The organism is Actinomadura sp. 21ATH (assembly GCF_041951345.1).
GTDB lineage: Bacteria > Actinomycetota > Actinomycetes > Streptosporangiales > Streptosporangiaceae > Spirillospora.
The window spans coordinates 290,256-304,964 of the sequence record NZ_JBGNUR010000007.1; the positions used below are offsets into that span (position 1 = coordinate 290,256).

Annotated in this window: 12 protein-coding genes; 3 read left to right on the plus strand and 9 right to left on the minus strand. The window is 73.3% G+C overall.

From position 1 onward, the window contains the following. The first annotated feature begins 103 nt into the window (after positions 1-103). The gene (locus ACA361_RS22800) at positions 104-1,228 is read left to right on the plus strand and encodes a PQQ-dependent sugar dehydrogenase (RefSeq protein WP_375014756.1); all 1,125 of its coding nucleotides are present in this window, start codon (positions 104-106) and stop codon (positions 1,226-1,228) included. A gap of 4 nt (positions 1,229-1,232) precedes the next feature. Here the strand turns inward: ACA361_RS22800 and gatB are convergent, their stop codons facing one another. From gatB to gatC, 3 genes are read right to left on the minus strand one after another with little or no spacing between them, the layout of a single operon-like run. Further along, positions 1,233-2,717, minus strand: a complete 1,485-nt coding sequence (gatB, locus tag ACA361_RS22805) for an Asp-tRNA(Asn)/Glu-tRNA(Gln) amidotransferase subunit GatB (protein WP_375014894.1) — start codon at positions 2,715-2,717, stop codon at positions 1,233-1,235. A gap of 26 nt (positions 2,718-2,743) precedes the next feature. Then, complete coding sequence (gatA, locus tag ACA361_RS22810; RefSeq protein ID WP_375014758.1) at positions 2,744-4,324, minus strand: Asp-tRNA(Asn)/Glu-tRNA(Gln) amidotransferase subunit GatA; 1,581 nt, start codon at positions 4,322-4,324, stop codon at positions 2,744-2,746. After that, positions 4,324-4,623 (minus strand): Asp-tRNA(Asn)/Glu-tRNA(Gln) amidotransferase subunit GatC, encoded by a 300-nt coding sequence (gatC, locus tag ACA361_RS22815; protein WP_375014760.1) that lies wholly within the window; start codon positions 4,621-4,623, stop codon positions 4,324-4,326. The genes gatA and gatC overlap by 1 nt, the downstream gene beginning before the upstream one ends. Positions 4,624-4,777: 154 nt before the next feature. On the opposite strand from gatC, the gene ACA361_RS22820 reads away from it, so the two are divergent. Next, on the plus strand, positions 4,778-5,017 hold the full coding sequence (locus ACA361_RS22820; protein WP_375014762.1) for a DUF6458 family protein: 240 nt from the start codon (positions 4,778-4,780) through the stop codon (positions 5,015-5,017). Positions 5,018-5,065: 48 nt separating this feature from the next. On the opposite strand, the gene ACA361_RS22825 is transcribed toward ACA361_RS22820, so the two are convergent. The 5 genes from ACA361_RS22825 to mnmA form a co-directional block, all read right to left on the minus strand. Beyond that, on the minus strand, positions 5,066-7,192 hold the full coding sequence (locus ACA361_RS22825) for a putative bifunctional diguanylate cyclase/phosphodiesterase (RefSeq protein WP_375014764.1): 2,127 nt from the start codon (positions 7,190-7,192) through the stop codon (positions 5,066-5,068). Positions 7,193-7,452: 260 nt separating this feature from the next. Then, positions 7,453-9,621: an NAD-dependent DNA ligase LigA gene (ligA, locus tag ACA361_RS22830; protein ID WP_375014766.1), complete on the minus strand. Its 2,169-nt coding sequence runs from the start codon at positions 9,619-9,621 to the stop codon at positions 7,453-7,455. Between the two features lie 39 nt (positions 9,622-9,660). Next, positions 9,661-10,665, minus strand: coding sequence for a methionine synthase (locus tag ACA361_RS22835; RefSeq protein WP_375014768.1), 1,005 nt, complete (start codon positions 10,663-10,665; stop codon positions 9,661-9,663). A gap of 32 nt (positions 10,666-10,697) precedes the next feature. After that, positions 10,698-11,516, minus strand: a complete 819-nt coding sequence (locus tag ACA361_RS22840; protein ID WP_375014770.1) for an LLM class F420-dependent oxidoreductase — start codon at positions 11,514-11,516, stop codon at positions 10,698-10,700. A gap of 107 nt (positions 11,517-11,623) precedes the next feature. Then, positions 11,624-12,700: a tRNA 2-thiouridine(34) synthase MnmA gene (gene mnmA / locus ACA361_RS22845; protein ID WP_375014772.1), complete on the minus strand. Its 1,077-nt coding sequence runs from the start codon at positions 12,698-12,700 to the stop codon at positions 11,624-11,626. Positions 12,701-12,778: 78 nt separating this feature from the next. On the opposite strand from mnmA, the gene ACA361_RS22850 reads away from it, so the two are divergent. After that, positions 12,779-13,852, plus strand: a complete 1,074-nt coding sequence (locus ACA361_RS22850; RefSeq protein WP_375014774.1) for a DUF695 domain-containing protein — start codon at positions 12,779-12,781, stop codon at positions 13,850-13,852. On the opposite strand, the gene ACA361_RS22855 is transcribed toward ACA361_RS22850, so the two are convergent. Next, positions 13,839-14,687, minus strand: a complete 849-nt coding sequence (locus tag ACA361_RS22855; protein ID WP_375014776.1) for a DUF1206 domain-containing protein — start codon at positions 14,685-14,687, stop codon at positions 13,839-13,841. The genes ACA361_RS22850 and ACA361_RS22855 overlap by 14 nt on opposite strands. Positions 14,688-14,709: the final 22 nt, after the last annotated feature.

Here is a 14,709-nt window from a genome sequence, read left to right on the forward strand (position 1 = left end):
GACGGCGACTCGCCCCGTCGGCGGGTCGGCATAGCAAGATATTGCTCGGCAGGAGTCCGTCGCCGTCCCGCCCGCGGGTGGGCGTACCTAACGGAGAAACCCGATGAGACAGCACTCGATCGTCAGGTTCCGGATCGCGGCGGGGGCGGCGGCCGCCGTGCTGCTCGCGGGCGGCTGCGGGTCCGGTGAGGACGGGGCCGGGGGCGGGGCCAGCACGCCGCCGGCGGCGCCGGCCACCGCCACGGCGCCGGGCGGGCAGGCGCGGCCCGGGGAGCCGCGCGCGCTGGCCACGGGGCTGGCCGTCCCGTGGGCCATCGCCTTCCTCCCGGACGGCAACGCACTCGTCACCGAACGCGACAGCCGGCGGCTGCTCCAGGTGACGCCGCAGGGCAAGGTGAGCGAGATCGGGCGGGTACCCGGGGTCGAGCCCGGCGGCGAGGGCGGCCTGATGGGCGTCGCGGTCTCGCCGTCGTACGAGCGGGACAGGTTCGTCTACCTGTACTTCACCGCCGCGGACGACAACCGTGTCGTGCGGTTCCGCAACGATGGCGACGGGGTGGGGTCGCTCCAGCCGCTCGTGACCGGCATCCCGAAGGCCGGCAACCACAACGGCGGGCGGATCGCGTTCGGCCCCGACGGCCTGCTGTACATCGCCACCGGCGAGGCGGGCCAGGTCGATCTGGCGCAGGACCGCGGCTCGCTCGGCGGCAAGATCCTGCGTGTCACGCCCGAGGGCAAGGCCGCGCCCGGCAATCCGTGGAACGACCTCCTGTGGACGTACGGCCACCGCAACGTCCAGGGGCTGGCCTGGGACGAGGCGAAGCGGCTCTACGCGACCGAATTCGGCCAGAACACCTACGACGAGATCAACCGCATCGAGAAGGGCGGCAACTACGGCTGGCCGGAGGTGGAGGGCGTCGGCGACCAGGACCGGTACACCGATCCCCTGCTGACGTGGTCGACGTCCGAGGCGTCGCCGTCCGGCCTCGGGTACGCGGGCGGCTCCCTGTGGGCGGCCGGGCTGCGCGGCGAGCGCCTGTGGCAGGTCCCGCTGAGCGACGGCGGGGCCGGGCGGCCGGTGGCGCACTACGAGGGCGAGTACGGCCGCCTGCGCGCGGTGGTCGCGGCGCCCGACGGCCGTTCCCTGTGGATCACCACGAGCAACAAGGACGGCCGCGGCGACGTGCGGGAGGGGGACGACAGGATCCTCGTCGTCCCCCTCCAGTGACGTGTCAGGACGCGCCGAGGCGCTCCAGGATGAGCTGGCGGGCGCGGCCGGCGTCGGCCTTGCCGCCGGTGGCCTTCATGATCGGGCCGATCAGGGCGCCGACCGCGTTGACCTTGCCGCCGCGGACCTTGTCCGCCACGTCCGGGTTGTCGGCGATCACCTGGTCGATGATCGCGACCAGCTCGCCCTCGTCGCTGACGATCTTCAGCCCGCGGGCGGCGACGACCTCGTCCGGGGTGCCCTCGCCGGCCAGCACGCCGGCGAAGACCTGGCGGGCCAGCTTGTCGTTCAGCTCGCCGGCGGTGATCATCTCCTGCACCCGGGCGACCTGCGCCGGGGTGATCGGCAGCTCGGCCAGCTCGGTGCCCTGCTCGGTGGCCCGGCGGGACAGCTCGTTCATCCACCACTTGCGGGCGGCGCCCGCGTCGGCGCCCGCGGCGACGGTCTCCTCGATCAGGTCGAGGGCGCCGGCGTTGACGACGTCGCGCAGCTCCATGTCCGACAGCCTCCACTCCGCCTGCACGCGGGCACGGCGGGCGGCGGGCAGCTCGGGCAGGGTGGCGCGCAGCTCCTCGACCCACTCGCGCGGCGGCGCCATCGGCACCAGGTCCGGCTCGGGGAAGTAGCGGTAGTCCTGCGCCTCCTCCTTGCTCCGCCCGCTGGTGGTGGCGCCGGTGTCCTCGTGGAAGTGCCGGGTCTCCTGGACGATCCGGCCGCCCGCGTCCAGCACGCCCGCCTGCCGCTCGATCTCCGACCGGACGGCGCGCTCGACCGAGCGCAGCGAGTTGACGTTCTTGGTCTCGGTGCGGGTGCCCCACTCGGACGCGCCGCACGGCATCAGCGAGACGTTGACGTCGCAGCGCATCGAGCCCTGCTCCATCCGGACGTCCGACACGCCGAGCGAGCGGACCAGCTCGCGCAGCTCGGTCGCGTACGCGCGGGCGACCAGCGGCGCCCTGTCCCCGGTCGCGGTGATCGGCTTGGTGACGATCTCGACCAGCGGGATCCCGGCGCGGTTGTAGTCCACGAGGGAGTGGTCGGCGCCGTGGATGCGCCCGGTGGCGCCGCCGACGTGCAGCGACTTGCCGGTGTCCTCCTCCATGTGGACGCGCTCGATCTCGATCCGGTACGTCTCGCCCTCCACCTGGACGTCCAGGTGGCCGTCCACGCACAGCGGCTCGTCGTACTGCGAGATCTGGAAGTTCTTCGGCATGTCCGGATAGAAGTAGTTCTTCCGGGCGAACCTGCACCACTCGACGATGTCGCAGTTCAGCGCCAGGCCGATCTTGATGATGCCCTCGATCGCGGCCCGGTTGGTGACCGGCAGCGCGCCGGGCAGCCCCAGGCAGACCGGGCAGACCTGGGTGTTCGGCTCGGCGCCGAACTCCGTCTTGCAGCCGCAGAACATCTTGGAGGCGGTGCCCAGCTCGATGTGGGTCTCGATGCCCAGCACCGGCTCGTACTTCTCCAGCGCCTCGTCGTACGGCATCAGCGTCCCCGTGCTCGCCGACTCGCTCACTTGGCCGCCTCCACCAGCTCGGGGGCCTTGGCCAGCAGCGGGCCGCCCCAACGGTCCTCCAGCGCCCGCTCGACGGCGGCGCCCACCCGGTAGACCCGGTCGTCGCCGAGCACCGGGGCCATGATCTGCAGCCCGACCGGCAGCCCGTCCTCGTCGGCCAGCCCGCACGGCACCGACATCGAGGCGTTGCCCGCCAGGTTGCTCGGGATCGTGTACAGGTCGGCGAGGTACATCGCCATCGGGTCGTCGGCGCGCTCGCCGATCGGGAACGCGGTGGTCGGCGTGGTCGGCGAGACCAGCACGTCCACCCGGTCGTACGCGGCGGCGAAGTCGCGCGACACCAGCGTCCGGATCTGCTGCGCCTTGCCGTAGTAGGCGTCGTAGTAGCCCGAGGAGAGCGCGTACGTGCCGAGCATGATGCGCCGCTTGACCTCGGGCCCGAAGCCCTCGGCGCGGGTCAGCGCCATGACCTCCTCGGCGCTGCGGGTGCCGTCGTCGCCGACGCGCAGGCCGTACCGCATCGCGTCGAAGCGGGCCAGGTTGGACGACGCCTCCGACGGCGCGATCAGGTAGTACGCGGGCAGCGCGTACGTGAAGTTGGGGCAGGACACCTCGACGACCTTGGCGCCGAGCGACTCCAGCAGCTCGACGGCCTCGTTGAAGCGGGCGAGCACGCCCGCCTGGGCGCCCTCGCCGGCCGCGAACTCCTTGACGACGCCGACCGTCATCCCGGCCACGTCGGCGCGGCGGGCCGCCTCGACGACCGCGGGCACCGGCTCGTCGATCGAGGTGGCGTCCATCCGGTCGTGGCCGGAGAACGCCTCGTGCAGCAGCGCGGCGTCCAGCACGTTCCGCGCGAACGGGCCGGGCGTGTCGAGCGAGGACGCGAACGCGATCACGCCGTACCGGGACGAGCCGCCGTAGGTGGGCTTGGCGCCCACGATGCCGGTGACCGCGGCGGGCTGCCGGATCGAGCCGCCGGTGTCGGTGCCGGTGGCCAGCGGCGCCTCGTACGCGGCGACCGCGGCCGACGAGCCGCCGGAGGAGCCGCCGGGGACCCGGTCGAGGTCCCACGGGTTGCGGGTCACGCCGTACGCGCTGTTCTCCGTGGACGAGCCCATCGCGAACTCGTCCATGTTGGTCTTGCCGAGGATGACCAGGCCCGCCTCGCGCAGCCGGGCGGTCACGGTCGAGTCGTACGGCGGCCGCCAGCCCTCGAGGATCCTGGATCCCGCGGTGGTCGGCATGTCGGTGGTGGTGAAGACGTCCTTGTGGGCGATCGGCACCCCGGCCAGCGGGCCGGGCCGCTCGCCGGCGGCGATCCGCTCGTCCACCCGGCGCGCCTGCGCCAGCACGGCGTCCTCGTCGACGTGCAGGAACGCGTTCACCCGGCCGTCGACGGCCGCCACCCGGTCCAGGTGCGCGCGCGCCACCTCGGCCGCGGAGGTCTGCCCGGAGGCGACCAGCTCCGCCAGCTCGGCCGCGGTCCGCCCCGCCAGATCGTCACTCGTCACGGTCAGGCCGCGCTTCCCGGTCGCCTCCGGGGCACCTTCTTGGCGCCGCTCCGGCTCCCTCATCAGGCCTCCTCGTCCAGGATCCGGGGTACGCGGAAGCGCTGGTCCTCGGCGGCCGGGGCGCCCGAGAGGGCCTGCTCCGGGGTGAGCGAGGGGCGGACCTCGTCGGCGCGGTAGACGTTGGTCAGCGGGAGCGCGTGCGAGGACGGCGGGATGTCCTCCGCCGCGGCCTCCTGCACCCGCGCGACCGCGGAGATGATCTGGTCGAGCTGGGCGGCGAGATGGTCGAGCTCATCGTCGGCGAGCGCCAGCCGGGACAGCCGGGCGAGGTGTGCCACCTCGTCACGGGTGATGGCGGACATGTGACAACCGTTTCTGCGGGTCGATGGATTCGCCGTCCATCCTATGGGCCGCGTTCCTTCGGGCCGACCGCTTTACCGCTCGGGACGTTTCGGACGCTCCGGGAGGGAACTCACATCTGGTACGTCCCTTGGACGATGGAGAGGAGAGAGCGCCGTGACCATCGGAGGCAGCCTCGCCCTGATCATCATTGGTGCGATCCTGGCCTACGCCGTCGATCTGGACATCAGCGGCGTCGACATCCGGGTCGTCGGCATCATCCTCATGGTCGGCGGGCTGGTGGGGCTGATCATCGGGATCGTGCGGATCGCGACCGCGCGCCGCCGCGTCCCGCCCCCGCCGCCGGCCGTGCGCGAGGAGCGCTACTACGAGGACCCGCCCCGCCGCACGTACTGACCGCCCCTACCTGACGGCTACCGGCGCTCCCGGGGTGCCGGCGGAGGATCAGGCGGCGGGCTCGGGGGCGCGCTCCACCCGGCTGCGCAGCCAGTCGGTGGCCGCCGCGGCGTCCATGGGCCGGCCGAAGTGCCAGCCCTGGGCGGCGTCGCAGCCCATCTCGCGCAGCAGCACCGCGGTCCGGGCGTCCTCGACGCCCTCGGCCACCGAGCGCAGCCCCAGCGTGCGGGCGAGGTCCACTATCGAACGCACGATCACGGCGTCGTCGGAGGACTCCGCGATCCGCCGGATGAACGAGGAGTCGATCTTGATCTCCTCGACCGGCATCCGCTTGAGCCGCACCAGCGAGGAGTAGCCGGTGCCGAAGTCGTCCAGGCTGAGCGGGATGCCGAGGGCGGCCAGCGCGCTCACGGTGTCGGAGGCGTAGGCGGGCTCGTTCATCAGGATCCGCTCGGTGATCTCCAGCTGGAGGGCCGCGGCGGGCAGCCCGCGCTCCAGCAGGCCCTCCTCGATCGCCTCGGTGAGGCCGGTGTCGAGCAGGTCGCGGCCGGAGGCGTTCACCGCCACCTGGACGGTGAGGTCCTCCCGCCACCACGCGGCGGCCTGCGTGAGCGCCGCCTCCACCACGTAGTGGGTGATGGAGCGCATCAGGTAGGTCTGCTCGGCGATCGGCAGGAAGTGCTCGGGGACGAGCAGCCCCTTGTCGGGGTGGCGCCAGCGGACCAGCGCCTCCATGCCGACCAGCTGGCCGTCGTGCAGCGCCGTCTTCGGCTGGTAGAACAGCTCCAGCTCGCCGCGGTCGACGGCGCGGCGCAGGTCGCCGAGCATGGTCAGGCGGGCCGGGGAGTTGCGGTCCTTGGACGGCGAGTACACCTCGACGCCGCTGCGGCTGCCCTTGGCCTCGTACATCGCCACGTCGGCGCGCTGGAGCAGCAGCTCGAAGTCGGGCGCGTGGTCGGGGAACAGCGCGATGCCGACGCTGCCCTCCAGGTCGAACGACATGCCGTCCAGCCGGACCGGCTCGCTGAGCGCGGCGCGCAGCCGGGCGGCGACCTCGCGGGCGGCGGCGGCGTCCCGGATCGTGGGCAGCAGCACCGCGAACTCGTCGCCGCCGAGCCGGGCCACCAGGTCGCCGGGGCGCACGCTGTGCGTCAGCCGGTGCGCGACCAGCTGGAGCAGCCGGTCGCCGGTCAGGTGGCCGAGGGTGTCGTTGACCTCCTTGAAGCGGTCGAGGTCGAGCAGGAACAGCCCGGCGCGCCGCACCGGCTCGCCGGTGCCCTTGCGGCCGGGCGGGCGGGTCCTGGCAGGCCAGGGGAACAGCGCAGGACGGGCGGTCCCCTCCCCCGCGCCGCGCGCCTCGGCCAGCGCCTCCTCGGTCCGCACGATCAGCAGCTTGCGGTTGGGCAGCCCGGTGAGCGCGTCGTGCAGCGCCTGGTGCTCGCGGCGCACCGAGACCGAGGCGTTGAGGTACACAGCGATGAACGGCAGCACGATCAGCGGGACGAACGCGGCCGAGCGGTGCATCGCCACGACCATCAGCGGCGCGAGGCCGAGCAGCGCCAGGTGGACCAGGACCTGGTAGCCGAGGTCCCAGCGGATCGCCTTGAGGACCGAGACCCGCTCGTGCAGCGCGACGGCGGTGCCGACGAGGAGGTCGTTGCAGACGAAGTAGACGGTGCCGGCCACCGCGATGGCGGGCAGGTCGGCGCCGGTGGGCACCCACAGCGCGATCGGGTCGGCGTGCACGCCGAACAGCTGGAGGACGAGCTGGGCGGCGCCCAGGCTGAGGGTGTACTGGGCGACGTTGAACGCGATCCGGTGCGGGCTGCGGCCGCGCAGGATGCCGCAGGTGGCGGCGGCGACGGCCTGGAGGACGGCGGCGATGGGCAGCCCGGCGTACAGCAGGGCGGCGAACGCGAACGTGGTGGAGGTGGTGGCGCCGTTGTTCTCGGTGGAGCCGGGGGTGATGATCGGCCGCAGCTCGCCGAACACGATGAAGCAGGCCAGGATCCAGAAGACCGGGTTGCCCACGAGCGCGTCGACCTCGGCCCCGGACAGCCCGGCGAGCGCGACGGCACACGCTGCCACGCCCAGCAGGACGACGACCACGAAGTAGATCCACAGCGGGGAACCCCGGCGCGGCATCGTGTTCCGCGTGTTGTTCGGGTCCTTCATCACATCCTCGGGGGGAGTACGAGGGCCGTCCCCCGGCCCCGGAGCGCGGGCGCTTCGCGGCGGAGGTCCGTTTCCCGGTGTGACGACCGGAGGTTCTGGTGAGTCGTGATGACAGGGAGAGTACGACCTGGACTCAACTTCGCGAAACCGGTTGGGTACGTTCCGTTATTTCCATTCTGCACCAAGACTCTACCCCTGGGTAGCGGAACTGTACCACTGGGTAACCCGAACCTGGTTAACCGCGCAACGACCACACGGCGTCATTCCTCCACGCTGAGGGTCACGTTCCTGGCCGCATCCGGCCCCTCGGCGAGCAGGACGCGGAAGCCGGCCTCGTCCAGGACCGGCACTCCGAGCTTGACCGCTTTGTCGTACTTGGACCCGGGGCTCTCCCCCACCACCACGAAGCCCGTCTTCTTCGACACCGACCCGGTGACCTTGCCGCCCCGGTCCTGCACCGCCTCGGTCGCCGAGTCCCGGCTGAACTCCTCCATCGTCCCGGTGATCACCACGGTGACCCCCTTGAGCGGCTGCGGCGCGGCGGACCCCTCGTCCTCCATCCGCACGCCCGCCTCGGCCCACTTGCGCACGATCTCCCGGTGCCAGTCGACCTCGAACCAGTTCCTGATCGAGCGCGCGATCGTCGGCCCGATCCCGTCGACCGCCGCCAGCTCCTCCTCGGTCGCGTTCCGGATCGCGTCCATCGACCGCATCTCGCGGGCGAGGTCCTGCGCGGCGACCGGCCCGACATGGCGGATCGACAGCGCGGTCAGCACCCGCCACAGCGGCTGCCGCTTGGCCTTCTCCAGCTCGCCGAACAGGATCTCGACGGTCTTCTTCGGCTCGCCCTCCTTGTTCGCGAAGAAGGTCACGACCTTCTCCTCGCCCGTCTTCGGGTCGATCCGCGGCAGGCCGGTGCGCTGCTCCCGCACCACCGTCTTGATCGGCAGCAGCCGGTCCACGGTCAGGTGGAACAGGTCGCCCTCGTTCCGCACCGGCGGGTCCGACGGCTCCAGCGGCTGGGTGAGCGCGGTCGCGGCGACGTACCCGAGCGCCTCGATGTCGAGCACCTTGCGGCCCGCCACGAAGTACAGCCGCTCGCGCAGCTGCGCCGGGCAGAACTGCGCGTTCGGGCAGCGGATGTCGGCGTCGCCCTCCTTCTCGTACGCCAGCTCCGTCCCGCACTCCGGGCACTCGGCGGGCATCTCGAAGCGGCGCTCCGAGCCGTCCCGCAGCCCCGTCACCGGCGCCACGATCTCCGGGATCACGTCGCCGGCCTTGCGCAGCACGACCGTGTCGCCGATCAGCACGCCCTTGCGCTCGACCTCGCTCGCGTTGTGCAGCGTCGCGTACGTCACCGTGGACCCGGCGACCGTGACCGGCTCCATCACCCCGTACGGCGTGACCCGCCCGGTGCGCCCGATGCCGACCTTGATGTCCAGGAGCCGGGTGTTGACCTCCTCCGGCGGGAACTTCCAGGCGATCGCCCACCGCGGCGCCCGCGAGGTCGAGCCCAGCCGGCGCTGGAGCGGGAACTGGTCGACCTTGACGACCACGCCGTCGATCTCGTAGGCGGTGGCGTGCCGGTTCTCGCCGGTCCGCTCGATGTACGCGCGGACGCCCGCCATGTCCTCGACGATCTCGTACCGGTCGCTGACCGGCAGCCCCCACTCGCGCATCAGCTCGTACGCCCCGGCCTGGCTGTCGGGCTGCCTGCCGCCGCGCCAGGCGCCGAACCCGTGCAGCAGCATGTCCAGCGGCCGCTGCGCGGTGACCCGCGGGTCCTTCTGCCGCAGCGACCCGGCCGCCGCGTTGCGCGGGTTGGCGAACGGCTCCCGGCCCGCCTCCGCCTGCACGGCGTTGACCTGCTCGAACCCCTCGACCGTCAGAAAGATCTCGCCGCGCACCTCCAGCAGCTCCGGCCAGCCCTCGCCGGCCAGCCGCTCCGGCACGGACGCGATCGTGCGGACGTTGTACGTGACGTCCTCGCCGGTACGGCCGTCGCCGCGGGTGACGGCGCGGACGAACCGCCCGTCCTCGTACACCAGCGCGATCGCCAGCCCGTCGATCTTCGGCTCGCACAGATAGGCGGCGATCTTGCCGGCCTCGCGGACGACGCGGTCGTCCCAGGAGGTCAGCTCATCGTCGTTCATCGCGTTGTCGAGGCTCTGCATCCGCTCCAGATGCTCGACGTTCGCGAAGTCGGTGGAGATCGGCGCGCCGACCTTCTGGGTGGGCGAGCCGGGCGTGACCAGCTCGGGGTGCTCCTCCTCCAGCGCCTTCAGCTCGCGCATCCGCCGGTCGTAGTCGGCGTCGCTCAGCGTCGGCGCGTCGAGCACGTAGTAGCGGTAGTTGGCGTCGTCGATCTCCTGGCTCAGCAGGTGATGCCGCCGAGCCGCCTCGCTGGGAACACCCTCGCTCACGGTCATGGCCCCATTCTGCCCGCGCTCCGACCTGCGCGTTCCGTGCTATTCGGCTGCTTCGTACAGCATCCTGGCGGTATCGCGGCAGCGCTTCATCGCCGCCCGCGCGTACCGCGGCGACGCGCCCGCCAGCCCGCACGCGGGCGTGATCACCGCCTGCTCGGCGAGCAGCGCCGGCGGGAAACCGAGCCGCCGCCACAGCTCCCGGACGGGCGCGGCGGTCGCCTCAAGGGAGGGCAGCGTCGCGTCGGTGGCGGGCACGGCGCCGATCAGCAGCCCGATCCCGGCGTCGATCGTCTCCCCCACCGCGTCGTCGTCCCGCTTGGGCACCGTCCCCAGGTCGAACGAGATCGCCTTCGCCCCGGCGCCGCGCAGCAGCCCGTACGGGACGCGGGCGGCGCAGCAGTGCACGACCGGGTACGCGTCGCCGGCCGCCTCGATCACCTGCCGCAGCCCGTGCTCGGCCAGCGGCGCCTCGACCGGGGCCAGCCGGGAGAAGCCGCTGGCGGTCGGGACGCGCCCGGCCAGCGCGGCCGGCAGCCCCGGCTCGTCGATCTGCAGCACGATCCGCGCGGCGGGCAGCCGCCGCCGCACGTCGGCCACGTGCCGGGAGACGCCCTCGGCCAGCGAGGCGGTCAGGTCGCGGACCGCGCCCGGGTCCTTGAGCGCGCGGTCGCCGTGCCGCAGCTCGATCGCCGCGGCCAGCGTCCACGGCCCGCACACCTGGATCTTGACCGGGCCGTCGTGCCCGTGCGCCAGCTCCTCCAGCAGGTCCAGATCGCGCGCCAGATGGTCGAGGCTGCGCCGGGTGTCGCGGCCGGGCCGGTCGGAGAACCGCCAGCCCGACGGCTCCAGGTGCACCGGCAGCTCGACCAGCAGCCCGGCGGTGCGGCCGGTCATGTCGGCGCCGGGGCCGCGGGCGGGCAGCTCGGGCAGGTGCGGCAGCTCGGGGAGCTCGCCGAGCACGGTCCGCAGCGCCTCGGCGGGGTCGGTGCCGGGGTACGACCCGACCCCGGTCGCGGTCCCGGTCCCCCACGGGAAATCAGTCACACCGGAACCCTATCGATCAGAGCGGCGCACGATCAGATCAGCGCGGCCAGCCGGTCGAGCTCGGCGAGCGTCCCGTCCTCCGGGAGCGTCCTGAGGTTGAACAGGACCTGGTCGACGCCCGCCTCGTCCAGCTCGGCCACGACCTCGGCCTTGGCGGGGACGCCGAACATCGCCACCGGCAGCCGCCGCCCGGCCCGCTCCCGCAGCTCGCGGATCCGCGCGCCCAGCGCGCCGGTGTCGCGCCCGTAGATCGGCATCCAGCCGTCGCCGGCCTCCAGCACCCGGTCGAACGTCGTCGGGCCCGACCCGCCGATCATGATCGGCGGGTGCGGGTCGCGGACCGGCTTCGGGTAGAGGAACACCGGGTCGAAGTCGACGAACTCGCCGTGGAACTCCGCCTCGTCCTCGGTCCACAGCGCCCGCACCGCGCGGACCCGCTCGCTCAGCAGCCGCATCCGCGTCCGCGGGTCGGTGCCGTGGTTGCGCATCTCCTCGCGGTTCCAGCCCGCGCCGACGCCGAGCACCGCGCGGCCGTTCGACACGCGGTCCAGCGAGGCGACCTCCTTGGCCAGCAGGATCGGGTCGCGCTGGACGACCAGCGCGATCCCGGTGCCGACCTCCAGCCGCTCGGTCACCGCCGCGGCGGCGGTCAGCGTCACGAACGGGTCCAGCGTCCGGTAGTACCAGCGCGGCAGGTCGGCGCCGCCCGGCCACGGGGACTCCCGCTTGACGGGGATGTGCGTGTGCTCGGCCACGTACAGCGAGCCGAACCCGCGCTCCTCCAGGGCGCGGCCCAGCTCCGCGGGCCCGATCCCCTCATCCGTCACGAACGTGGAAACACCGAACTTCAACTGATCCTCCTCGGCCGGGGCGTACGGAAGATAACGGCAACCGGAACGGCCGCGCTATTCCCGGTTCCCGCCCGTGCCGTTCCAGTCCGTGCCGTTCCGGTACGGGCTCAGGCCGGTACGCGGGCGGTGTCGCCGATCGTCGCAGAGCCGAGGACCCGGTCGCCCTCGTACAGGACGGCGGCCTGGCCGGGGGCCACGCCCTGGGCCGGGCGGGCCAGGGTGATCCGGACGCGGTCGCCGTCCGGCTCGGCGGTGCAGTCGTGCACCTCGCCGTGGGCGCGGAGCTGGACCTGGCAGCCGAACGGGCCGGCCGGCGGCGCCGACAGCCACACCGGCCGCTCGGCGATGATCTCGCGCACGTCCAGGGCCTCGCGGGGGCCGACCGTCACCGTGTTGGTCACCGGCGAGATGTCCAGGACGTACCGCGGCCGGCCGTCGGCCGCCGGGCGGCCGATCCGCAGGCCCTTGCGCTGGCCGACGGTGTAGGCGTACGCGCCCTCGTGCTCGCCGACCTCGGTGCCGTCCTCGTCCACGATCGGGCCGGGCGCGGTGCCCAGCCGGCCGGCGAGGAAGCCGCGGGTGTCGCCGTCGGCGATGAAGCACACGTCGTGGCTGTCGGGCTTGTCGGCGACCTGGAGGCCGCGCCGCTCCGCCTCGGCCCGGATGTCGGCCTTGGTGGTGTCGCCCAGCGGGAACATCGCGTGCGCGAGCTGCTCGGGCGTGCAGACGGCCAGCACGTACGACTGGTCCTTGCCCTCGTCCACGCCGCGGCGCAGCACGCCGTCCGCGAGCCGCGCGTAGTGGCCGGTGCAGACCGCGTCGAAGCCCAGCGCCAGCGCCCGGTCCAGCAGCGCGGTGAACTTGATCTTCTCGTTGCAGCGCAGGCACGGGTTGGGCGTGCGGCCCGCCGCGTACTCCTCGACGAAGTCCTGCACCACGTCGCGGTCGAACCGCTCGGCCAGGTCCCACACGTAGAACGGGATCCCGATCACATCGGCGGCGCGGCGCGCGTCCCGGGAGTCCTCCAGGGTGCAGCAGCCGCGCGCGCCCGTCCGGTACGACTGCGGATTGCTGGAAAGCGCCATGTGGACGCCGGTCACCTCGTGCCCGGCCGCGGCGGCGCGGGCGGCGGCCACGGCGGAGTCGACGCCGCCCGACATGGCGGCGAGTACGCGCAAAGTCATAACGGTTCCAGGGTAAGCGCTCCCCCGGCCCCGCCGTGCGGCCCGCGAGCACCGATTCCGCGTACGATGAGGCCCGCTATGGGAATCTTCCGCCGTCCCCGCGAGACGTCCGCTGCCGTACCCGCCTCGATCAGCGAGTTCTGGGAGTGGTGGGCGCAGGCCCGCCAGGAGATCGAGTCGTCGCTGAACGGCCCCGACGCGGGCGAGCCGCAGCCCGGCGAGGGGCTGCCGGCCGCGCTGGTCGAGGAGCTGTCCGCCCGGGTCCACAAGATCCATCCGGAGCTCCAGTGGGAGATCGGCGGCGGTGAGGACGAGCCGCCGGTGCTGACCGTCACCGGGGCGGGCGACCCGGAGCTGCGCGGGCTGGCCGAGCGCTGGGTGCGGGCCGCGCCGCGCGCCACGGTCGCCGGGAACTGGCGGTTCCACCCGGCGCGGCAGGCCGACCCGGAGATGCTGGAGCACAAGCTCGTGCTCGGCGACCACGAGTTCGACCTCGACTACGTCAAGCTCGGGATGCGGGCGGACGCCGGTCTCGCCCGGGTCCACATCGCGGCGTACCACCCCGACTTCCTGTTCGTTTCGGACGAGCAGCGCCTCCAGGTCGCGGCGCACGTGCTCGACTGGTCGATGGGCGAGGACGACGTGGCGCGCTGGATCGGCGACGTCACGATCGCGACCGAGGCGCCGATGGACGCGCTGCCGCCGTCGATGCTGCCCGCCGTGGTGGAGCAGATCGCCGAGCCGTTCGCCGAGCCGACCTGGCTGACCGGCGAGAGCCGCACCCCGCGCGGGCATCCCGCCCGGCTGGGGGCGCGCTTCCCGCTGCACCGCCAGGACTACCCGCTGTGCGACCTGCACGTGGCGATCACGCTGCCGTACGCGCACAGCAACCCCGACCGGCTCCCGGTGGAGCCGTCGGCGGGCGCGCTGCGCAAGTTCGAGAAGAAGCTGGCCGGCCTGGGCGACCGGGCGGTGCTGGCGGTGCGGGAGACCGGCGACGGGCTGCGGGTGCTGCACCTGTACGCCGACCCCGACTCGGGTGTGGTCGCCGAGCTCGACCAGCTCGCGGCGGGCTGGAGCGAGGGCAAGGCCAAGGTGTCGTCGACCAGCGACCCCGCCTGGCGCGCCATGGCGCCGTTCAAGCCGAGCTGACGGGTCTGCTGCTGGCGTCGACCTTCCGCCAGCGGGCCTCGCAGAACGCGTACATGCCGAAGACGGCGAGACCCGCCGCGACGGCGACCAGCAGCCAGGGGCCGGCGGGCGTGGCGGTGAACTCGCGGAGCGTGCCGTCCAGCCCCTTGGCCCGGCCGGGGTCGTGCCGGAGCGCGGCGGCCCCGAGGAAGACGCCGATGCCGGCCAGGAGCAGGCCGCGGGCGCAGTTGCCGACGACGCCCAGCGGGACGACGATCCTGCGGGCGGGGCCGGTCAGGCCGGGCTCCAGCTCGTCCAGGAAGTTGCGGCGGACGGCGTGCCAGACGACGACGGCGCCGCAGATCACGAACCCGGCGCCGGCGGCGAGGACCAGCCAGCGGCCGCCGGGGGCGTCCATCGCCCGCGCGGTGAACGCCCGGGACTGCTGGTCGGACGACCGGCCGCCCAGCCCGATCGCGATGCCGGCCGAGCCCGCGAGCCCGGCGATGTAGATCAGGGCGCGGGCGAACGCGAGCGCGCGGTTGTGCGGCTTGCCGCCGTCCGGGACGGGCCGCCCGTACCGGGCCTCCGCCAGCTGCCAGAGGACCAGCCCGGCGAATCCGGCGGCCACCAGCCACACCGCGGCGGTCCCGCCGGGTCCGCCGACCACGGTCTCCAGCGCGCCGCGCTGGTCGGCCTCGTGGCCGCCGCCGCGGCCGAACGCGATCCGCAGCGCGAGCCAGCCGATCAGCAGGTAGATGACGCCGCGCGCGGCCAGGCCGGTCCGGGTCAGCCGGTGGAACCAGGGGTGTCCGGCCGTCCGCCGCAGGCCGCTGTCGGCAACGTTCTCCGTCATCCCGCCATCGGTCCCCGCGAGC